This window comes from Cellvibrio mixtus subsp. mixtus J3-8, from assembly GCF_000766945.1.
GTDB lineage: Bacteria > Pseudomonadota > Gammaproteobacteria > Pseudomonadales > Cellvibrionaceae > Cellvibrio > Cellvibrio mixtus_A.
In genome coordinates this window covers 850,670-875,916 of the sequence record NZ_KN266207.1, presented here as the reverse complement: position 1 = coordinate 875,916, position 25,247 = coordinate 850,670, and the positions used below count along the sequence as shown (strand labels likewise).

The window sequence follows — 25,247 nt, the reverse complement described above, 5'->3', positions numbered from 1 at the left end:
GCCTGCTATATAAATCTGGAAAGCCAGCTGCGACTAGTGCTGCGCGCATTAAGGATTTTCCCTGGAATAACCTGGAGTAAGCGCTTTTCAGTCGCGGAATTACCACGGAAGGCACAGTGAATAACAAGGTCACCATCCTGACTGTATGCTTCAAATAAAACGCCACAAAAGTCCTTCAATTTTTCTTCCGTTTTTTGGTCGGCTAATACTGCTTGCATTTGGTCGTATTCACCCAGCTCTCCTTCGTAATTGAATAATATTTCATGGCGCAGGCCTGGAAATGCATCCTGGCAGATTTTGTGTCCAGACTTTTCAAGTGCCATGTAGCTAATGCCATTTTTAATTAACAGTTCTATTTTGTTACCAAGTGACTGCAATTTTGTTTCGGATTCGATTAAAAATGGGACTTTATCCATAAATAATCCGATTTGGTCGAAATAGTTTGTCGCACCAATCCTCCTGCCGTAATGATTCATAATCATTACGAAGGATTCGGCGCCAAGTAAATCTGTTACCCAACGCTTAAACCAATGGAAGGCCTGATCCACTTCGGACAAATGTTCCTGCATTGGAATCTTTAACAGGATGCTACGCAATGGCTGGGATTTACGCTCATCCAGCAGTTTATTGGTGGTTTTTACCATGGCTGAGGTTTGTTCGAGCGCTAATGTATCTGCTGCAATTCGGGCTGCAGCCACATCTGTTTTACCCCAGACGCTATTGATGTAATCGCGATAACGGGCATTTGGCTGATAAGGTTTGCCTTTCACCAAATATTCCAGGCGCTGTTGTAACAATAATGATGAGGTACCATCGGAAATAAAATGGTCATCAAACATCATTAATTGATGCAAAGTATCCGAGCGTTTGATCCATGTGCCCATATAGGGCAAAACAGATTTGGTTTTTTTCTCACGTATTTTTTTAAACATACGCTTCATAAGATCAACCGCATCATTGTCAGTAAAAGCGGACAGATCAATGTATGGGAAATTTTCCTGCAATGATGAGCTACTCACCAGTTTCCACTGTTGGTTCTTTTCATCCAGTAAGGAACGCAATAAATCCTGCTCGTTCATCAATAAATTAAATGAAGCGCGCAATTCTGTTGCAGTGTACCAGCCATGCAGTGACAGCCATTCAAAGTCATCGCGCGTTTTCCATTGCAATAATTCTTCTTGCATTGGGCTAAACCGGAATGATTCTTCAATCTCACCACCCACCAGCGTTTGTTCAAATGCATCCAATTGTGCATCGAGGTCTTTGATAATTTTTCCCGCCGCAGTAGCAGATGAATACTCTGGCAAGGCTTGCAAACCTTTTTGGCGAATAGTATTTGCCAATACGGAGGGATTATCACAATAGCGTACAAAATCCGGCAATTTCGCTGCGGATTCATCGGCAAGGATTGATTTCAATATTTCCCTGGAAGTGGAATGGCGCCGATCAATGAGTAATACCGTCACCGATCTGCCAGCAGATTTTATCTGTACTTTTTCGTGTGCAATATCCTGTAACCAATTATCCAGATTGCGTTTGGCAGATACCACATTTCCACAGCACACTTTCAATACCGGTTGTTGATAAATATCGCTGGCACGCAAGGCGATGCCTTCCGCTTTAAGTTCGCTGAGCATGCGGATAATCAGGATCGAATTACCACCGAGGTCAAAGAAATTATCATCGCGCCCTACACGTTCAACCCCGAGCAGGTTTTGCCAGATGCGCGCAACCGTTTGTTCAACGTCGCCTTGCGGTGCGCTGAAACTCGCACGCTCGACGATTTCGGTTTCCGGTGCAGGCAAGGCCTTGCGATCAATTTTGCCATTATGGTTGAGCGGCATTTTTTCAAGATTTACATAAATGCCCGGCACCATGTAATCGGGAAGTTGCGGTTCCAGGTAGGCCATGAGTGTTTCGCGTGTCGGGAATTTCCCGGCTTGCCTTGGGCTCACATAGGCGGCCAGGTATTTATCGCCCTGTGCATTGGTTCGCGCCATTACTACTGCATCGCGAATTTGCGGATGCCGCGCCAGGCGATTTTCAATTTCTCCCGGTTCAATACGGAAGCCGCGCACCTTCACCTGGAAATCTTTTCTGCCGATGTATTCAAGATTTCCATCACCATGGCGCTTCACCAAATCGCCCGTTAAATACAAGCGAGCGTCCTGCCCGTTAAGTGCGAAAGGATTTTCCTTGAATACTTCGGCGGTTAATTCGGGGCGATGGAGATAACCGCGACCCACTACCGGCCCCGATATCGCCAATTCACCGATGACGCCAACCGGCAGCAACGATAGATATTGATCCACTACATGCAAACGCGCGTTAGCGACCGGGTTGCCGATAAAGACGCGTTCAACCGGGGCATGGATTGGCTGGAAGGAAACATCGTCAGAACATTCCGCAGGGCCGTAGGCATTCATCAACGGAACTTGCGGATATTGCGCAAACCATTGCTCCACCAAATTGACGGACAGCGCTTCACCCGTGGGCATTACCCAACGCAATGCGGGCAGCGGTTGCTTTAATGGCAAGAGCGCCTGGATTACGGAAGGCACCGGTTCCCAAATCGTCACGGCGGCATTTGCCAGGCAATCGAGCAACGCTTGTGGATCGCGCGTGGTTTCATTTTTAACAATGACCACTTTGGCTCCCAGGATCGGCGCGATCAGGAATTGCCACACGGAAATATCAAAGCATTGCGATGCGGTCTGGGCGATAACATCCTGGCTACTCAAGCCCAGCGGCGCGATTTTGGCGCGCATGTTATTGATCATGCCCAGATGCTCAATCATTACGCCTTTGGGTTTTCCGGTTGACCCCGAGGTAAACAGCACGTACGCCAAATCATCCAGCGCAACCGATGGCAAAGATTCGGGGGACGCTGGCAGTTTGGTTGACGCGAGCTCTTCCAGCCCTGCCACCCTGCCGGAATTCCAATGTTGTGATAGCCACGCTTTACGCTCGCCGAATTGTTTACCGATCAGTAACAAATCCGGCTGGCCGTCGTTGAGGATTTCTACCCAGCGCTGTTCCGGTTGGGTTGGGTCAAGTGGCAAGTAAGCCGCGCCAGCCCGGAGAACGGCGACAATCATGACTAACAAGTCGAGATCGCGCTCATCCAACAAACCAACAATTTGCCCCGGCCCGATACCTCGGGTACGCAGTGCCTGCGCGAGCTTTTCAGATTCGGTATAGAGCTGGGCATAGCTAAGGGCTTTGCCATCGCATTCAGCAAGGATGCGCGTTGGATGACGTGCAACTTGCTCGGCAAATAACACCGGCCAGGTGTGGCTGAACAATTCAGGCTGCAAGGGTTGATTGAAATCCGCCAGCAATTGCTGTTCTTCGGATTGCCCTACAACCGGCAGCGATAATAATAATTTCGCTGGTGCAGTTTCCAATGCACTGATCAGTTCTTCCGCCGCACGCAGGATGTAATCCATCACTCGCCCGGTGCCTATATCGCTGGCAATGCTGGTGGTGAGGATAAAGTCATCGCCGCGATCAGTGATGGAAAGGTCGAACAAATAGTTACTGATATCGCCCGGTGCGCTGAGGACCTCAATGCCGGGGAATAAGCGCAATGGATCAATACCGGTTGGATCTTCATGGCGGAAATTCAGTACGGCACTGAACAATGGCGTTGACGCGGGAAGATCGGCACAGCTTTGGGTTTTCACCAGCGGCGCCTGCTCATAATCAAGTAGTTCAACCAGCTTTTTATGGGCAAGTTTTAGCGCATCGGCCACGCTCAAATCCGCCAGCGAAAACCGGACTGGCAGCATATTGATGAACAATCCAAAGATGTTTTCTACTCCCCGGGTTCCCTGCAACCGCCCGGACGTTACGGTGCCGAATACCACATCATTGCGATTACAGCACTTGGCTAACACCAGGCTCCACAACACATGGAAAAATGCTGCCGGCGTAGTATCCAGTTTGCGTACCCCGGCGCGCAGGCGCCGGGCAAGTTGTGGGTCCAGCGCTAACTCAAGCTCTTCGGTGTGGCGATCAGCGCGATGTATATCAAGCAATCCAAATGGCGCCGTGGGTTCGTCAATACCGGCGAGGCTCTCGCGGAAATAATTTTCGTAATTAAAGTGCGCAGCCTTGTGAATACCCTGTGCAACAAATTCACGATAAGCCACTGGTTCGGGCAATGAATCTTCTCGCTGCTGCAAAAATGCAAGGATGTCCCGGAACTCGATCCCCATGGATACCTGGTCACACACAATGTGGTGTTGCTGTTGCAAAAGCAGCCAGCGACCAGTGTGCTCTTCCCGGGCAGCAACCAGCGTAAGAATGGGGGCACGCGTAAGGTCGATATGCCGGCCGTCCAATTCCATTCGGGTTTTTAACCGGTCAATTGCCGCTGTTCCGATTTCCGGCGTAAGGATTTCCAGGCGAACCGGCGCTTCCCGCAGCACGACTTGCACCGCTGAGGGGAGGCCGTCCCACAGAATTGCAGTACGCAAGGTGTCATGGCGATTAACCAGGTTTTGCAGGGCGTTGACATAGTTATCCAGCAGCGGGCGACTATCAAATGCGAGCAGCACGGAAGCCAGGTAGGTATCCCCTGAATCGCTGAGCAGATGATCGAACAGTATGCCTTCCTGCAACGGCGTTAACGGGTAAATATCCTGGATATTTGCCGCACCGCCGGGGCACGCCTGGACAATAGAATCCAATTGGTGCTCAGTCAGATCGATAAGTGGTAGCAACTCCGGTGTGAGTCGGGTGCAGCCCGGCGGGATGAGATTAGGCGGGGCAACAAAAGCCTGCTGCTGATTGTTATCGATTAATGCAGCAAGTTGGGCCAGGTTTTCCGTTTCAAATACCTGGCGCACAGCGGCACCCAAGCCTTGTTCGCGCAGGGCATCAATCATCTGGATGATAAGCAGCGAATGCCCGCCTAAACGGAAGAAGTTGTCCTCCCGGCCCACCTGAGGCAAATTCAGGATTTTCCCCCACAGGCCGGCCAACAGGGTTTCCGTTGTGCCAATCGGAGCAACATACGACGCCGTTTGCCAGGCCTCCGGTTCCGGTGCTGGCAAGACTTTGCGGTCCACTTTGCCATTGGGTGTGAGCGGTAAAGCGGTCAACCGGACAATGGCTTTGGGCAGCATGTAATCCGGCAAATAATGCTGTAAATGCTGATGGAGTGCTTCGTTGTTGACTACCGCAACCACCACCACATAAGCGACCAGTTGCTGGTTGCCAGGTGATCGCTCGACGGCGGCGACCACACAATCACCAACGGCCGGATGTTCACGCAAGCGGGCTTCGATTTCACCCAATTCGATACGGAAGCCGCGAATTTTCACCTGGAAATCCTTGCGGCCAATGTATTCCAACCCACCGTCGGCAACGCGACGCACCAGATCACCGGTCAGGTACAACCGTTGATCCAGCTCATGACGCGCATAGGGGTTAGCACGGAATTGCTGCTCTGTTTGTTGGGGCAGATTCAGGTAACCACGTCCTACTACCGCGCCGGAAATTGCCAGCTCACCGGTAACCCCGATAGGTACCAGTTCGAGGAAATCATCCACCACGTGCAGATAAGCGTTAGCCACTGGCGTGCCGATCAGTACCCGCTCGACGGGTCCATCAATGCGCTGGAAAGCTACATCGTCGGAGCATTCAGCGGGACCGTAGGCATTCATCAAGGGGATGTGCGGATACAGCTCAAACCAGCGCGAAACAACCTGGGCGTTGAGTGCTTCACCGGTGGGCATTACCCAACGCATCGCCGCCAATGGTTTTTGCAGCGGCAATATCGCCTGGATAACTGATGGAACCGGCTCCCAGATAGTGACGGCCAACTCTGCAAGCTGTTCTATCATGGCCTGCGGATCGCGCACGGTAGCGTCGGTAATAATGCACACTTTTGCGCCCAAAATTACCGCTGTCAGGAATTGCCAGACGGAAATATCGAAACACTGGGAGGCAGTTTGCGCAATAACATCCTTCTCGCTCAGTGAGAGCGGATCAACCTTCGACAACATGTTATTGATCATGCCGCGATGCTCAATCATTACGCCCTTGGGCTTGCCGGTAGAACCGGAGGTGTAAATTACGTAGGCCAGGTCATCCAGCGCAACCTCCGGCAAACTGGCACCAGGGTTGAATTCAATCTGGCCGATGTCCGCCATCGCCAGGACTTTTTCCGCTTGCCATTGGCTAGCAATACTGGCTTCCTGTTCATGGAGCAAATTGCCACAAACCAGCAAATCCGGGTTGGCTTCAGTGAGGATGGTGAGCCAGCGTTCCTGCGGTTGGTTCGGGTCCAGCGGCACATAAGCAGCGCCGGCACGCAAGACCGCGATCATCATTACCAATAGATCCAGGCCGCGGTAATCCAGCAGCGCAACCAGTCGTTGCTGCCCTATTCCCAAGGCATTCAATTGCAGCGCGATATGGCGCGTTGTGACTTCCAGATCAGCGTAACTGAGCTGGTGATCATCGCATTGGGCCGCAATCGCTTGCGGTGTCTTATGGGCTTGGGCGAGGAAACATTCCGGCCAGGTGGTTTTAAACAACTCGGGCTGATCAGTGTTGTTGAGCGAATACAGCAAATGGGCGCGCTGGTCGTCTGCCAAACGGTTGATCTGGTACAGGGGTAAATCGGGATTAACAACAACTGCGCCCAGCAAATGCTCAAAATGCGCCGCCATCCGCTCAATAGTTGCGTCATGGAACAGGTCAGTCGCGTAAGTCCAGTTCAGGACCAGTTGCTCTTCGCCTTCATGGATATCCAGCGTCAGGTCAAACTGGCTAGTCGTTACCGGGGCGGAATCCACTACCGATAGCTTGACTCCCCCCATGTCCAGTTCGCGCCGGCTATCAATATTCTCCAGAGACAACATAATCTGGAACACCGGGTTGTAACCCAGGCTCCGTTCAGGTTGCAGCTCTTCCACCAGCAAATCAAACGGCATTTCCTGATGGGCGTATGCGTCCAGCGATACCGCCTTGCAATGGGCCAGCAGTTCAGAAAATGCCATCGCCGGATTCAGGCGATGGCGCAATACCAGCGTGTTAACAAAGAAACCGATTAAACCCGCAACACCGGATTGCTCGCGATTGGCAATGGTGGTACCGATAACCTGATCATCCGAACCGGTATACGCACGTAGCAACGAAGTAAACGCTGCGTTAACCAGCATAAACAGGGTCGCGTGCTGCTGGCGGGCCAAGGCGCGCAAGGATTGCGTCAGTGCCGGGCTCAATTGGCGGGTGATGGCCGCGCCGTTATAGCTCTGGGTGGCCGGGCGCGGTTTATCGAGTGGTAATGAATGGACTTGCGGCAGGCCCTGCAATTGCTCCAGCCAGTAATCCCGGTGCAACGCCTGGGCGTAACCCTGCATATGCGTGCGTTGCCAATGGGCATAGTCGCCGTATTGGAGTGCGAGCGGCGCCATGGAATGTTCTTTTCCGTGGAGAGCACTTTCATAGAGACAGACAAATTCGTCGGTAAATACACTGAGTGACCAACCATCGGATGCGATGTGATGCAACGTCAGCAACAACAGCGATTCCTGTTCCGCCAACACCAGCAAACGGGCACGCACCATCAGGTCATTACTTAGATCGAAGGGCGTATTGGCCTCTTTATCGACAAGCGTATCCACTTCAATAGTTTGTTGTGGTTGCGGTAATCCGGATAGATCGTGATAACTAATTGGCAATGGACGGGCCGGATTTACCTGCTGTTTCGGTTGCCCGTCGTGGGCGGAATAGGTTGAACGTAGCACTTCATGGCGCGCGATAATTCCATCAAGTGCAGCCTGCAATGCAGCTTTATCGAGCGCCCCGTTCAAGCGCAACACAATAGGCTGGTTGTACTGCGCGCTGCCGCCTTCGAGGCGATCGATAAACCATAAACGCTGTTGGGAAAATGAAACGGGCAACAAGCCGGAGCGATCCACCGGCTTAATGACCTCAACCGCCGCCTCCTGTTGTTCGAGGCGCTCCGCGAGGCGGGCAATAGTACCCAGTGCAAATACATCGCTCACCGCCACTTGCACCTGCAATTCCCGCCCGATTTCACTCACCATACGCATCGCAAGCAATGAATGGCCGCCGATATCAAAGAAATTGGCGTTGATCCCGAGTTTGGCAACATCCACATTCAACAGGTTCGCCCAGATCTCGCACAGTTTGCTTTGCAGCGGCGTTGTGGGGGCAAGGTAACTACCTTCGTAAATGGGCTCTATATCGGCGGCGAGCAAGGCTTTGGTATCGACTTTGCCGTTCGCTGTCAGCGGCAGGCTCTCAATCACCATAAAACCTTGCGGGATCATGTAATCCGCCAGCTTGCTGCGCAATGAAGTGCGTATGCCGGTAACAAACTCGATAGGATCAAGCGTGTCATTGATATTTCCAGGGGCAATGTTTTCAGGAGCAATGTTTTCAGGAGCAATCCAGGCCAACAACTGCTTTTCAGCGCCCTCTCCTTTAACGACGACAGCCGCCTGACCGACGCCAGTCACCTGGCGCAGCTGGAATTCAATTTCGCCCAATTCGATACGGAAGCCACGGATTTTTACCTGGTTATCGCGCCGGCCGGCAAATTCAATCGTCCCGTCCGCTAACCAGTAACCCAGGTCGCCGGTGCGATACACCGGATTGCCCGGGCGCCAGGGGTCAGCAATAAATTTCTCGGCAGTCAGTTGGGCACGATTGAGATACCCCAGGGCAACACCGGCCCCGCCAATCAGGATTTCCCCGATCACGCCGGGTGGGCACAGTTGGTTGTATTGATCGACCACGTAAAGCTGGGTATTAGTAATGGGGCTGCCAATGGGCAAGGTATTTCTGCTAATCGCCTCGCCATCAAAATGCCAGCATGAAGACAAAATCGTGGTTTCGGTCGGGCCATAGGCGTTGATGTAACGGCAGCGCTCGCCCCAGGTCCGGACCCATTCCAAACCCGGCGCGGAACCTGCCGTTACCAACGTCAAGTCGGCAGGCAGGTAGCCAACCGGGATTTGCTCAAGGTACGGCGGTGGAAATGCGGCAAAACCGATGTTGTTATCCCGAAGGTATTGCCCTACCGCGTCCGGGTTCTGGATCAACTCATCGCCTAACAAATGCAATTCTGCACCTGCCAGTAACACGGCAAAGGTTTCACCAACAGAGGCATCAAATGTAAACGGCGCAAATTGGGTAGCTTTGGTACCCGCCAGGATCCATTGGTCGCGCTGGCAGGAGCGGCAAAAGTTGATCAGGTTTTCATGGCTGATCTCAACCCCCTTGGGCTGGCCAGTGGTACCAGAGGTGTAAATAACGTAAGCGGCCTGGCGATCCGGCGCTAACCAGTTTTCCTTATGTATATCACCTTTGGTTGCAGCAAGTGTATGCGTATGGTCGTCGGTGCTGGCCTGATCGATATCCAGGACATCGAGTGGTAAATCCACCAATTCCGTTTTGTGTTCACCCCTGGTAACTATCCGTTCGATCCCGGCATCGCCGGCGATGAATTCAAGGCGATCACGCGGGCAATCCGTCGCTACCGGAACGTAGGCTGCGCCCAATTTGATAATGGCCAACAGCGATGCCACCAGATCAGGACCTTTGGGAAGCATGATGGCAACACGGTCGCCGGCGCTAACCCCGGCTCCCTGTAACCAATACGCCAATTCCCGGGTGCGACGGGAAAGATCACCATAAGTCCAAACAGTGTCTCCCATCACCAGCGCGCGCGAAGACGCTTGCGCTTTGGCCTGCTCTTCAAACAGATCAAACAAATATTTGTCGACGGGCAGCGGTGTAAGCGTGTAGTTCCAGGTAAATACCGCTTGCTTAACACTGGCTGAGTTAAGCATGCCCACATCGGCAAGGGATTTACTTTTAATATCTGCAAGCTGGCTGTCCGCGATACTGGCGAGGATTTCGCAGAAGTGCGCGAGTATGGTATCCGCTGCTTCCGGGCTATAAAGGTGGGATTGGTAGGCCAGTTTAACGGTGATGGAAGCGCCCGGATAAATCACCAGGTTCAGCGGGAAATCGTTTTGCTCTACCCCTTTTATCGCTCGCAGTTGTAAATCTTCCGGGCGCGAATTTTTCAGCAGGCTGCGATCCAGTGGGTAATTTTCCAGTACCACCAGGCTTTCAAACAGCGCCTGGTCGGTGCGCAGGCCCAGCCATTTCTGGATATCCGTCAGCGCAACATAAGCGAAATCTTCCGCTTCCGCCTGGCGTTGTTGAACCCGCTTTAAACAATCGACCAGTGATTGTGAGGCTTCCAGTGTGAGGCGCATGGGTAAGGAGTTGATAAACAACCCCACCATATTCTCAACGCCATCCAGGTCCGCCGGCCTGCCACTAACGGCATAACCAAACAGAACCTCCTTTTCACCGGTATATTTGCTTAATAACAGCGCCCACGCCGATTGCACCAGGCTACTCAAGGTAACGCCGGCTGTACGCACAATGGATTGGAGTTTGTTGGTAATTTGCGCATCCAGGTTACGAGTAGCTGCACGCTGGCCCGTTGTTACTTCCGGCTCGGGCAAATGGCGTGGCGCAACCAATCGACTACCCGCTTCCACGCCGTTCAAATAGCGCTTCCAATAGTCTTTCGCCGCCGCTAAATCGCGGCGCGATAACCACTGGATGTATTTATCAAAATCCGGTTCGTTAGCGGAGTTTCGGGTTTCTCCGTTGCTAGCCAATGCCGCGTACTGCGCGATAAGTTTTTGCACCAGCAAGCCCATTGACCAACCGTCCAGCAAGGCGTGGTGATGGGTCCAGGCCACCTGGGTTTCTGTGGGGGTTGCCTGCACCAGCAACAGGCGCATCAATGGCGCCCGGGTCAAATTAAACGGGCGACGGCGCTCGGCTTCGAACAGGTTTTCCAAACGCTGCGCATATTCTTCAGCGCTCTCGCCGGCGAGTACCGGGCAATCCGTTTCTTGCCAATCCAGATCTACGCCCCCAGATACCACTTGCGTTAATGAATCCAGGCCCAGATCGACAAACGAGGTGCGCAATACCGCATGTTGCCCGACTAATGTTTCCCAGCTTTTGCGAAAGCGGCCCTTATCCAAACCCACCAGGGTCATGCGCAATTGGGTCAAATAGGCGCCGGTCCCCTGATCACGCTGGGTGGCCAGAATCAATCCTTGTTGCATGGACGTTGCGGGATAGGCATCCACCAGCGCGGGGTGGCTGGCTACCAACTCTTGCTGCTGCACGCGCGATAATTGCAGGTGCTCGAATTCGCGCGGCGGAACACCGCCACCATCATCGCCACCGGTGGTGCAATGCTCGATAACTTGCCCGATGCTGTGCTGGATCGCCTCACCGAAGCGCGCGATAGTCGCCTCTTCAAATTGCGTAACGCTGTAATCCAGCGCGATGTGCAGTTGCTTGTCCTTCACAAAACCGTTGATGCCGAGTGTATGGCGGCGCGCGCGTTTGGCGCTGACAGTACCGGTCTCAAGGATGTCAAAGGTCCAGTCAGTCTCGCCCGTAGCGTCCATCTGCCCGAGGTAATTGAATACGAGCTCGGACGCGGGTTGCTCTGCCAGCAGCTCCAGCAAATCTTCGTCCTGGGCTAAATATTGCAACAGACCAAAACCGATTCCCTTATTGGGAATAGCGGCCAGCATGGCTTTAATTGCCAGGATTTGTTGCCCGGTATCACCATTCACCCGCTGCAAATGCACCGGATAGAGCGACGTAAACCAGCCGAGGGTTTCGCTGATATCAATATCGTCAAACAACGGCTCACGCCCGTGACCTTCCAGATCAATACGCAACGCGCGGATGCCTGCCCAAGTGTCCAGCGCGAGTGTTAATGCGGACAGCAGCAAATCATTAATCGCCGTGTTGTAGCAGCGATTGGCTTCGTGCAGCAGTAAATGCGTTTGTTCTGCGCTTAACGAAAAACGATACAACCGGGTATTGGCTTCGCTCAGATCGCTAGTGTCTTGTATATCAACCGGAAGCAAACGATTGGGTTGCTTCAATAGCTCCAGCCAATAACTGCGTTCCTGCAAAAACGAGGGGCTATGGGCATGCTCATAAAGCCGGCTTGCCCAGGACTGGTAACTGCTGGTTTTAGCGGCCAGTTGAATGTGTTGCGCGGGGTTTTGATGGAGCTGGGTCCAGGCACTGTTTAAATCATTTAATAAAGTGCGCCATGAAATACCATCCACAATCAGGTGATGCATGATCCAGTAAAGTGAATCGCCCTCCTGCTCGCGCACCCACAACCAGCGGCACAACTCGCCTTTCTTCAGGTCGATACCCGATTGCGCAATGGCGATTGCCGCTTGCAACACTTCGTCATGGGTAGAATCCGTCAAGGCGCGCAAATCCAGTTCGCGAATTAATTCGCGCACTTGTTCCGGTTGCTCCAGGAAATCATTGCTATAGCGCGCCACCCAACCACCGGGAGTCTGGCGGAATTTAAGGCGCAAGGCATCGTGGCGTTGAACCAATGCAAACAGCAGCTGGTGCAAATTTTCCAGCGTCGTTGGCGCTGGCAGCGATAAGCGCCCCGCCTGGTTGTAGTGATGTAAATCCGTTGTATCGCTCAGGAAAAAATGCCAGTGGATTGGCAACAAACGTTGCTCACCGGTAACCGCTTCCTGCTCGATCGCCACAATGCCGTTTTGGGTTTGCGCACCATTAACAGCGGATTGCCCAAGGTCTGATTGCCTAAGGTAACTGGCAATCGCGCGAATATTGCGTAACTCAAACAAGCGGCGGGTAGATAAGGCGAGCCCCGCTTTTACCGCGCGCGATACCACTTGAATAGCAATAATCGAATCGCCACCAATAGTGTAAAAATCATCAGTAACGCTAATCGCTTCCAGCTTCAGCACTTCTTTCCAGATCGCCAACAACTGTTGTTCAGTATCGTTAGCCGGCAATTCCAGCGTGCGGGTGAAATTTTCCAGATCCGGTTTGGGCAAGCGCGGGCGATCAATTTTTCCGTTGGCGCTAAGCGGCATTGCATCGAGCAAAATAATGACATCGGGAACCATGTAATCCGGTAATTCCGCGTGCAACGCATTGCGCAATTGCGCGCGGAATTGTTCGGCTTGCGCCGCATCGTTGAGGTCGAGTTGATCCGGAACAAGGTAAGCCACCAGGCGTTTCTGGTTGCCATCGCCAAGCGCCATCACCAACGCCTGGCGCACGGGTGCGGTGTTCAGAATTACCGTTTCAATCTCGCCCAGTTCGACACGGAAGCCACGGATTTTGATTTGGAAATCAATGCGGCCATAGAAATCGATTAAACCGTTATCGCGCCAGCTCACCAGGTCACCGGTGCGATAAAGCTGGTCTTCATCTGCAAAGAATGGATTAGGTACGAATTTTTCTTGCGTCAATTCCGGCCGCTGGTAATACCCGCGCGCAACGCCCGGCCCACCCACATACAATTCGCCTTTCACACCGGCAGGCAACAAATGTCCGTCCGGATTCACAATGTACGCGGTGGAATTGGTGATCGGGCGACCAATCGGAATAATTTCCGAATCCGCTTCGGAAAGGAAATGGTAAGTGGAGAACGACGTATTTTCCGTCGGCCCATAACCATTAATAAACGCCAGCCCGGGAGAATGTTCACGCGCAAGGTTGATGTGATACGGCGAGAGCGCATCGCCACCGATCATAATGCGTTTCACCCCGGCAAACAGATCCGGGCGCGCTTGCACCAGTTGGTTAAACAACGGCGCAACTACCCAGAGGAACGTAACTTGTTTATCGCGAATTTCATGGGCAAGTTGTACCGGGTCGAGCAAGGTATCTTCGTCGATAACCGCCAGCGTCAAACCATTTAATAATGCGCCCCAGAGCTCGAACGTAGTAACGTCAAATCCGGGTGCACTGGTGATGAGGATACAATCCGTCTCATCAAACTCCACATCGCGCGCATTCTTGATTAAACGCACAATGGAGCGTTGTTCGATCATCACACCTTTGGGTTTACCCGTTGAACCGGAGGTGTACATCACGTACGCCAGTTGGCGCGTTTGATGGGTGCTGGTATCCACCGCTGGTAATTCCAGGGTGTGCGACACACCGCTTTGGATATCGATCAACTCTGCGGCAAAGCTCGCAGGAATTGAATTACGGAAAGCATCTTTCTGCAGCAGGATTAGCGGGCAACGCAAATCCTCCAGCATATGGCTTACGCGATCTTCCGGATAACGCGGATCAATTGGTACATACGCAGCACCGGAACGAATCACTGCCAGAATTCCCAACACCATTTCCAACGAGCGCTCAGCCACCAGGCCAATCACTACTCCCGGCGCGGCACCTTTACTGGCGAGCAACCGCGCGAGCTTATCAGTTTGTTGATCCAGCTCGGCATAGGTCAGGCGAATATCCTTGAACGCCAATGCAATTTTATCGGGAACGCGTTTAACCACATCGGCAAAATGTTGGCCCAATAAAACGTCTGATGGATAAGGAACGGTAGTCTGGTTCCATGCCGCAATATTCTCTTTATAAACGGCGGGAATTGGCTGGATTTGATTCCACTGCAGTTGTGTATCAGCGGCCAATAATTCCAGCAAGTGCGCATAACAATCGGCCCAGCATTCAACCTTGTCTTTTGCATAAAGTGCAGTATCAAAACCGATACGCAAACCATAGCGGTATGCCCCTTCTGATTCGCCGGCCTGCTCAATCAAACCAAAAATAAAACCATAATTTGTTGCTTCATAACCATCTTTAAGTAACGGTTTTCCATCGCCACTCGCCGCACCGTAATGGCTGCTTTCGATATTAAATAAACAATCAAATAAATTGCCTTCAACCTGATTGCGCGCTTGCTGGTGAATTCTGGAAAGCGGATAAACCGCGCAATCGCGCAACGCCAGCAATTGTTGCTGGACGGTTGAAAGGATTGTTTCAAGGCTGGAATCTGCAGTGAAATCGACAACCAGTGGCAACGTATTAACGCAACATCCGGTAATCCGGTTTGCATCCGGAATAGTCTCCGGGCGGCCATTCTGTATCAAACCAACCCGCACCTGGTGGCCGCCGCCGAGGTAACGCATCAGGCAAATAAAACCGGCGATAAATAAACTGTTCAGTGTTAAACCCAATGTCCGCGCTTTAACTTGCAATTGCGCAACGGTTTTTGCGGGCAATGTGCTTAATAATAATTCCACATTGCCCGATGCATCCCTTGCCCCAGCGCGTTTTGGCAATTGGCAATAATTATCTGCCCACTGCACATTGGACCAATAATGGTTCCACTGGGGATCATTCGCGAGACGCTGCTGTTCAAGGAAAATATCGCGCACGCTGGTGGATGATGATTCAGGTAAAGCGACAGCTTCACCCAATTTGCTGCGATAAATTCGCCAGAGCGAATCCATCAGCAATTCAATCGTCCATCCATCATGGATGATGTGATGGATAGATAACACCAACGAAAATGCAGCTTCACCTGCATCCAGCACATGTAATTTATAAGCCGGGCGATCGGTAAATTCGACAGCTGCATTTTTCCCGTTGGAAATTAATTCGCTCGCTACCTGTTGACGCTGCCCGCTAGCAACATTCAACACTTCCACTTCATTGGAAAGGCTGGAATAAACACCTTGCACAACACTACCGTCAGCGCGGGTATGGATTAACGTGCGCAAACAGTCATTCAAATCTATCCAATCAGCAACAGCAGACTGGAATTTTTCCTGCTCAAAGTGGCGATTGAATTCGTGATGCATCCATACCTGGTAAGTATCGCGGTGGCGATACAGGGTTTGTTGCATATCTGTGAGCGGAAATAAATCGACCAGAGTTTCGGGCAGCGCTGCCGCATCTTCATCTGTAATAGCAACCAATGGAAAATCAGCAGGCGTCCAACGATGATTTGCAGGGTTAATACAATGCTCGACAATTGCGCCCAACCAGGTTTGCAAATTGCGTTGCAGGGAATCGATTTGTTGCTGGCTCCAGCAGGATTTATCCAGGTAAAAACCCACGATCAATTCGCCATCGCGAATTTCACTTTCAACGGACAGCAAATAAGGGTTCTGGTTACCCTCGCCCATTTCAATGGCAGCTACCGGCAACGTTTTCCAGGTCCCTGTGGAACGCTGAACAACGCCGGAGAAATTAAACAATATTGACGGCGCGCGGTAATGTTGGAACGCAGCCCTGACGTCGTCGTGAGTGCTTAAATAACGCAGCGCATAAAAATCGCGACCACGTGCAGGAACCGCAGCACGGGTTTCCTTGAGGTAACACAAAAAGTCACCTAATGCCCGGGTAGGATTTTGTGAGGAAAAATCCGGAAGCGATAAAAACAATGGATGAACACTGGTAAACCAACCGAGGGTGCGATCCACCCCCTCTACTCCACCCAGGGTTTCATCGCGGCCATGCCACTCAATATCAACACCTAATTGCGCCACAGCAAAAGTCTGGCCCAAGGCAAGGTATACGCTGGCTAATACCAATTCTTCCGGTGACTGATGATAGCAATCAGGAGCCTGGCTTAATAAGCGCGCAGTTTGTTGTGTATCAAAACGGCACTCTTCCAATTCAAGCGATGTGCTTTCTGTTTTATTTCCAATCGGCAGTCCGGGCGCGGTTGCAGCGGTAGATAGCGTTGCTTTCCATGGCTGCAACAATTCCTGTTCACTGCCGGCCAATTGATGTTGCAATCGTTCGGCCCACGCAAAATAGCTGAGGCTTTTACCCGGCAATACTGACTCGGCAATCTCACCGCTTACATAGAGTTGATGCAAATCATTCAGCAACAAACTGTGGCTCAGGGTATCGACAATTAAATGGTGGATAACCCAAACAACACGCGAACCAGCCGGGCTATTGAGCAATGCAAGGCGGAATAATGGCGCTTGCCCAAGTTGCAGTTGGTCAGCAAGGGATTGCTGCAATGCGGCAGTACGCGTAGTTAAATCATTGGCATCAATTGATTCAACAATAATGTCCGGCAATGTTACTGAATCCGCATCAATGTGCTGGGTCCAGCGTTTACTATCGCCCGAGCCGGATAAAACAAAGCGCGCGCGAAGTTCATCGTGATAACCAACCAGGTGTGCCAGTGCTTGTTGCAAGCGCTCCGCATCCAGCGGTTCAACACTTTCAAATACCAACGACTGGCAAAAGCGTTGTGGATTCGCTAGTGGCTGGCTGAAAAACCAGCCTTGAATCGGTGTAATACTTGCTTCGCCAACTTGCGGGCGATAATCGCGCACTAACGTTTTGCCACTGCGTTTTAATAATGCAACAAAATCTTTTAATTTCGGTTGTGCCAACAGTTGCGCAGAGCTGATGGCATATCCCAGTTTGCGTAACGCAGAGACAACAGCCAGTGCAGTCAGTGAATCGCCCCCCAGGAATAAAAAATTATCTTCGCGAGCCACCGTTTTGGTTTGCAGTGTTTGTTGCCAAATAGCGGCAACCTGTTGCTCGAGGTCATCAGTAAGCGCTACACGCGCATCGGTTGTAGCGGTTGCAGTTTCTGATGCTAATCGCTGCAATATCTGGTAATTGATTTTGCCGTTGGTCGTTAATGGCAATTGCTCCAGCCAATGAATCCTGTTTGGCATCGCCCACTGCGGCACCCGTGCTTGCAGTTGGAGCCGCAGGTCAGCTTCGGCAATTTCCTTGCCTTGTAAGAACAACACCAATTGCAGGGTATTTTCGGATTTATGTACCACTACAGCGGCTGCATCAATACCTTCAATTCCCGCTACGGCGGCTTCCACTTCACCCGGCTCAAGCCGGTGACCGCGCAATTTAATCTGGTTGTCTACCCGGCCATTAAAAATTAACTGGTTATTTTTGTTAAAACACGCAAGGTCGCCGCTGCGATACCAGCGGGTCTGCTCTTCATCCAGGAATTTTTCTTTATTTAGATGTTCGCGATTCACATAACCTTGTACAACACCATCGCCACCAATAATTAGCTCACCGGTAAATCCGGCAGGCAATGAATGGCCAAACTGGTTCACTACACGCACATGGGTATTCGCGATAGGTACACCCATAGAAATGGGTTCGTCGGGTGCAGGCAAAGAATCTGCTTCCCATACGGTCGACAGTACAGTGGTTTCCGTTGGCCCATAACCATTCACATAGCGTACATGGGGCAACCATTTTTTTATCAATTCATAATTGGGCGCAGAACCGGCAGTCAGTAATGTTTTTAGTGACGGTAAAAATTCCGGTGAAAGATGCTGTAAATACTGCGGAGGAAATGCCGCGAAGGTAACATTCCGTTCCGCCATATAAGCCTGCAGCTCGGCAGGTGAATCTATTAATGCCTTACCAAGAATTACCAGGGTTGCGCCATTCAAAATCGCTGAATGAATTTCAGCGACTGACGCATCAAATGAAAACGGTGCAAATTGTGAAACAGTATCGCCAGCGCGAATGTATCCCGCATCATTAAAATAAGTAACAAAATTCAGCAAATTGCCATGGCTGACTTTCACCCCTTTGGGAACACCGGTAGAGCCGGAAGTGAAAATAATATAGGCGGCGTCATCCCGGTAAATGCGGTGGGCGCGCCGTTTTTGTTCGATCCCGGCAGACGCGGGCACAACATCTTCAATATAAATCGCTGCAATTTTTATTAATTTTTCCGCGATGATATCGCGCAAGGATTGTTCAGTGAGCAGATATTTTATCGCTGCGTCCGCAACCATTGACTCCAGGCGATCGGCAGGCAAACTGGTATCTAACGGAACAAATGCTGCGCCAGCTTTAAGTACCGCAAGCTGTGCGATTACCATGTTGGAATTACGCGGAAATGCGACGCCTACGGCATCCCCCAGGGTCACTCCTTGTTGGTAGAGGTTATCAGCCCAAATATCAGAAAGAACATCCACTTCCGCGTAGGTGTAATGTTTATCTCCATCAATAATGGCAATAGCAGAACCATACTCCGAGCAACATTGATTCCATTTATCCAGCAAGTTACCTGTCAGCTGGCGGCTTTCACCACTGACTTGCTTCGGAAAAGTAACTTCATCTTTTAGAAAATAAATATTGGAAAGCAAATGGCGGGGATGCTCCTGGAACTGCTCAATAAGCTGCAACCAGAAATCGCGCATATGTAATAAATACGCCTCACTGAATATCGAGCGTGCCCCATTAATCCACCAACTGCGTTTATCATAAATTAATTCAAATTCCGCAGTGGGCTGGCTATCGTCCATTGTGCCATTTACACAAATAGCATGGCAAAGCAGATGATCAGCAAACAATGGATGATCCAACTCTTCCAGGCTCAACCAATCATTATTGAATTTGGGCCACTGTTTACAAATAGCGGCATGCAAGTCAATTAACTGTGAATCTTCCTGGATCTCAGACACCAATGGCCAAACCCTGTTACGGTCTTTCGCCAATAAACAGGTAATTACCGGTTCCTTGTCATATCTCAACCAATGTAACAGAACATGCCAGGCGGCAACGCATAATTGGATGTTTTCATCCCCTGGAAATGTATCAATTTTAATTTGCCATCTACCGGTATCCGCTTGGGCACCCACGCTGGCATCGCGCAATGGGCTGGAAATACTTTTCCCTTCAAATCGCGCAATAAATTGATTTAACTCCGGCGGCAACAAGGATTTTTCGGATATAGAATTTTCCGAAACAAATTGTTCCGATATAGATTGTTCAGACATGGGATCTCGTTCCTTAATCTTGCAAAATCAATCGACTTTTTTAAATATAAATAAAGCTCTGAAATATCGATATCAAATTACTGGCGTGCAACAGGCATCGCTGCCGCAGGTTTTTCCTGGCGCAGGGATTTAATAAAATTCTCCCGGAACACAGCGTCGCTTAAAATACGCGGCGTCAGCGCTTCATCCTGGATTGGCAAGTTATAGGTAACGTCTGCATACAACAACATAGAAACACGACGGGTTTTCAGATTGCGCATCATGACTTTTTTAGCCGTCCAGATATCATCCGACTCAACCAGGTCAGAGGAAGTTTTTACTTTAAAAAGTTCACCACTCAATTCGTAATATTCCTCTTTGATTACCAGCAAACGCGCTTCATCGATCCATTGGATACGTTTAGCGTAATTACTTTTAGGTGCACGGGCTTTGGTAGGGACATGCTCAACTTTGACCAATTCTTCACCGTTAATCGTCTCTTTGCCGATAATTTTATAGGTATACTCATTCAACTTTTGACGTTCCATATCCTCCAGCGAAAACTCGCTACCAAACAAAGAGCCTTTTTTGGGCGCATCATTTGACGAAGCAATACGTTTTACTTGATCCAGCTCCGGTAGGTACATCCACTGATCGCTGTCTGCGCCGCTCTCAACATAATCGTATTGCAAAATGCCAATTCCATATTCAGCAACCGGTTCAAGAATCAACATCAACCCGCGACTGTCTTTGAGTTTTTGCCCATACATTTTGCTAATGGATTGAACTGTTTTGCGACGCGGCGCAGAACTGCAACCAATAGAATCCCCTTTATCACGGTAAGCGCAGGTTACTAGTGACATACGTGAAACTTCGGTATTTCCCATGTAACGATCAAGTACCTTTTCCACCAAATTACGTGCGGCATCGTTACCTGCCTCACCATTCACTTGTGCAGACGCTACCGGAACAATCAACGACACCAACAAAGGTAAAATGAAAAGCGATTTCATAATGATTCTCTACAATTAATTACTGTAAATAATGTAAAACCCATCAACCCATTGCTAATTTATATGGTTAATTAGCCGGTTCAGGATCAGCCTGTGGCACAGTGCGGTATTTCGCGTAGAGCAAACACACGGCAGGAATAAATAAAAGATCTACAAACAAGGCACACATCAATGCCAGTGCCCCCAGATAACCAAATGCCTGGAATGAACTGTCGGAGCTGTATAACAGCGAAAGCATCCCACCCACCAATACCAATGTGGTAAATGTTAATGCGGGGGCCAATTGCCTTAATGTGTCCCAAACAGCAACGGTAATATTTTCTGTTTTCGGTAAAAGGCCACGCAATTTATTAATGAAATGAATTGAGTCGTCTGTCGCCAATCCAAGGATAATAGGAGCAATAATCATCGTAGTCGGATTAAGGGGAATACCTAACCATCCCATCAATCCAAATGTAAGAATGATGGGAAAAGTCGCGGCAATAAGCGCAAGTGAACCCAGGGTGAACGATTGAAAAACAAAGAAGAACGTAATTCCAATCAACGCCAGGGTAACCAAAAAGCTATTTACTTCTGACTTGGTCATCAAATCAAACAAATGCATAAATGTGACAACACCACCGGAGGTAACAATTTCCATGTTTGTGTATTTGCTTTTTAATGGATTGAATATTTCCTTGCTCCATTCATTCGCGCGATTAATAAGGTCCACGTAACCGGTTGAACCGGAATTGCGCACATTGAATGAAATACGCGTTGCTTCAAAGTCATCAGAAATCAAACGGCGACGCTCTTCCGGTGATGCGCTGTTAAACAGGAACAACAGTTGATTCACCTCGGTATTGGTATCGGGCAAACGGAAATAAGCGGGATTGTCCTGGTTCATTTGTTGGTTCAGGCGTTTAATTAAATCCACCACTGAAACACTGGTCGCAATCAAGGTTGGGAATTCCCTGTTCATGCGTTGCTGGAAATCCTCAATACGCGTCAACACATCCAGATCACCGATAGAGTCCGATTCCTTTAAATTAATCATAAAGTCAATATTTTGCGTTCCCGCCATATTCTTGTCAGCGACTTCAAAGGCTTTACGTAAATAGGTGGATTCATCAAACGATTCCAATGTATTGGTATCTACAACGATATCTTTCATTCCAATTCCAATAGCAGTAATGACTACCAGGAAAACACCAATGATGGCTGCGGGATAATTATTGGTCAGGTTAAAAACACGTTGGCCAAAATAAAATTGCTTGGGAACATCAGTCGATGAATTGATAGCGATATCCGGATTTTGGATGTCCGCATTTGAATTTTTAATAGGTTTGTAAGACGGTGCCCAGAAATCCAGCAAGATTGGCATGAGCGTGACGCTAACCCCATAGGCAAGCAGCAGCCCCACCGCACAAAAATAACCGAAATTGGAAACCGGGATTGTTGACTTAACCAACCATAGGGAACCGAAACCAATCATGGTGGTGAAAGTAGTTAAAAAACAGGACCAACCGGATTTCCCGAATGCATTGGATAAACTTTCTTCATGCGGCATGCCCAATAGGCGATGGTGTTTGTAAGACGCAATAAAATGCACAACGTCTGATACCGAGATCAATACAATCATCAATATCATAGGGTCGGAAAGGCTGGAGGTAGGCACTCCCGTCCAGCCGATAATTCCCATGGTAAATACGACCGTCACGATCAAAACAATCATGGTCCAGATAACTGCAGACGGATGGCGGAAAATCCAGCCGAGAATAACCAGCATAAAAATAAATATGCCCAGGAAAATAATACTCATTTCCGGATCGAGTACTTCAGTTTGGAACGCAATGATTTCAGGCAAGCCGGCGTAGTAGATATTCAACTCACCATCGACATTAGCCTCTTTAACCTTTGCGCGGATTTCCTGCATGTAGCTGTAGTACATATCATAATCGCGCGGTGTTTCATCAAAGCTTTCAGCATTTATAACAGGCTCTTCCGCTTCAAATTCGAGATCCACAGAGAAACTATCAACATTACTTCGGGTATCCCTATCTTTGTACAGCATCATATCGCCGAAATTGGTTTGGATTGACACTGCACCGTATTGCGCTTCGCGCGAAACAAAATTCAGCAACAACTCAGGGTTTTTTAATGCGGTTTGCTTTAATGCTTCACGTTCTTCTTTGCTGGAAGGAAGGTTTTTGCCGATAAATTCATAGACTTGTAAATTATCACCCTCAACTTTAGTGACTTGTATATTAATGAGGGATTGCACATCGCGTGTGTGCGACAGCGGTGAATCGGGATTTTTTTGCACCTCCACCGCAAAACCGGCAAGTTTATTGTGTAAACGCGATAAAGCAGCAAGTGACGCTTCCGAAAAGATATCGCCGTCTTTTGCCTCGTAAACGATATAAACATCTTCATTGCCACCAAAATAACGCTCAAATTTTTGCTGGTTTTTAAAGATATCCGAATCCTTGCCAAACCAGGATTTCAAACTATCGTCTTTCCATATCTTATCCATTCCCAAAAATGCCAACACCAATAGCACCAGGTATAAGGACAATACTGGCCATCGGTACTTGCGTAACCACCCAGGTAAAGCGTACAGCGTTGATTCAATAATGTTCATACATTGTTCCATTGCAAAAGGTTAAAAAAATAAGAAGTGCTAGCCCGGCAAGCTTTCGGCATTTTTGACATCAGCAACCAGCTTGTTCAGTGTTTCAAGATTTTTTCCAAATTGGTTGATAGCGAACCTGTGCCGTTCATGTTTTCCAAAAATCCGATCCATAAAAGCTACCAGGGACGCCGTGGGGCTCAAATCAATAAAGGTGTAATCCTGGCTGGTTTTTATTTCAGAAATTACATTGAGGAAATTCACCGGCTCACGAATAGCACGCCATAAATGTTCCTGGCTCAAATCATCAGCAGGGCTCAAATTATTGATAGGCGCCTGTGGTGAGGCCGAATAGAAATTGATCGTGGGTTTGGCATATTCAACCGCGCTAGCCTGGCGAATAAAGTCTGCGCGAATCCCATCGATTTGCTCGGAATGAAAAGAGTGCGCTACCGGTAAAATTGCCGTAAGCACATTGCGTTGTTCAAGGCGTTGCTGGATCTTCACAATAAGTTCGTGAGCACCGCTGATAATAAAATTATCCTGGTAGTTAACGCAGGCCAGGCTGGCCCCGGCATAATCACCAGGGTTATTGGAAAAGTCGGATACATTGGTCAGGACTGCCAGCATACGGCCATTTGCGGCTTGCTCTTTCAGTAAGCGCGCCTGCATGCAAACGAGGCGCAATGCAGTTTTGAAATCCACTACACCAGCAATGGTGGCAGCAATGTATTCACCCAGGCTATAACCCAGCACGGCTGCCGGTTTAATTCCCCTGGCTGCCAATTCACGGGTAAGGCAATAGCCAACACTGAAACAAGCCGGGTGAGTTATCAGAATATTTTCCAATGCAGTATTAGTTGGTTGGTGCTGGTAAATATCTTTAATAAGCGATATGCCCAAGGCTTCCTGCACCACGGCATCACATTCTATAAATGCACCGCGGAACGCCTGGCTGTGCTCAAATAATTCGCGCCCCATATTGCGATAGTGAAATCCCTGTCCACCATACATAAACAAAAAATTCCCTGGTTGCCCAGCAATATTTTTCGTTTTGTTTTTAAGGTCATCCTCATACGCGCTTTGGATAAAACCGGTTAATTTGGTAAGCACATTACCCGGGCCTATCTCTTCAATATCCGCAACATCGGAATTGAGCATCAACAAAATAGTGTCATGCCACTTAACCGTTCCGGTAATTTGATCGGCGAGGATTTGTTGATAATTTACTGATGGATAAGGTTGTGCCGTTAAATTGGCAACGACCGGTATTTCCAAAGGACGAAATTGAAACCCACGCAGATAGGCAATAAATTCTTCGCGCGCTTCGCGCATATAAGTTGAGTGAAATGCGGCGCTCACTTTCAGGGGAACACATTTTGCTCCCTGCTGTTCAAAGTACTGGCAACTTGCAGTAAGCGCAGCCATATCACCTGACAAAATGGTTTGTTTTGCAGAGTTAATATTCGCTAATTGAATGCGCGGATCATTTAATTGCGCAAGAATTTCCCGAACCAATCCTATATCAATTCCCAATACCGCGAGCATTCCCCCCTGGTTCGCCCTTGCCATGAGTTCGCCACGCTTTTGAACCAGCTTTAATCCGGTTTCAAAATCAAACGCGCCCGCTGCTAGCAATGCGTTGTATTCGCCCAGGCTATGCCCTGCCACTAAATCCGGTTTCTGACCCGTAGTACGGGATTTAGCAATGTAATTAAGTGCATTTACTGTATAGAGTGCAGGCTGGGTGTATTGGGTTTGATTAAGGCATTTATGCGGATCTTGTAAACACAGTTCCTTGATTGAGTAACCCAAAACGGAATCGACGATACTGACCAGTTCGGGGAACTGGTCAAAATACTCTTCTCCCATACCCAGAAACTGGGCTCCCTGGCCGGGAAAGACATAAGCTTTTTTCATCATTGCAATTTCCATTATTAAAAAAGTACGCGCCTAACAAACGACGATTCACAATTCGGGTTACTCGTTTTCCCC

General features: G+C 49.5%; 4 protein-coding genes. All 4 read right to left on the bottom strand.

Features of this window, described 5'->3' with window-relative positions; genetic code table 11:
• Positions 1-5: 5 nt before the first annotated feature.
• The 4 genes from A596_RS08660 to fabD all read right to left on the bottom strand — a co-directional run bounded on the left by A596_RS08660 (position 6) and on the right by fabD (position 25,175).
• Positions 6-19,649 (bottom strand): non-ribosomal peptide synthetase, encoded by a 19,644-nt coding sequence (locus tag A596_RS08660; RefSeq protein WP_039913734.1) that lies wholly within the window; start codon positions 19,647-19,649, stop codon positions 6-8.
• A gap of 77 nt (positions 19,650-19,726) precedes the next feature.
• Positions 19,727-20,641 carry an outer membrane lipoprotein-sorting protein gene (locus tag A596_RS08655; protein WP_052417350.1) on the bottom strand — a complete coding sequence of 305 codons (915 nt, stop codon included), beginning with the start codon at positions 20,639-20,641 and terminating at the stop codon, positions 19,727-19,729.
• A gap of 67 nt (positions 20,642-20,708) precedes the next feature.
• Positions 20,709-23,264, bottom strand: coding sequence for an efflux RND transporter permease subunit (locus A596_RS08650; protein WP_039913732.1), 2,556 nt, complete (start codon positions 23,262-23,264; stop codon positions 20,709-20,711).
• Between the two features lie 39 nt (positions 23,265-23,303).
• The gene (gene fabD, locus A596_RS08645) at positions 23,304-25,175 is read right to left on the bottom strand and encodes an ACP S-malonyltransferase (protein ID WP_235425651.1); all 1,872 of its coding nucleotides are present in this window, start codon (positions 25,173-25,175) and stop codon (positions 23,304-23,306) included.
• Positions 25,176-25,247: the final 72 nt, after the last annotated feature.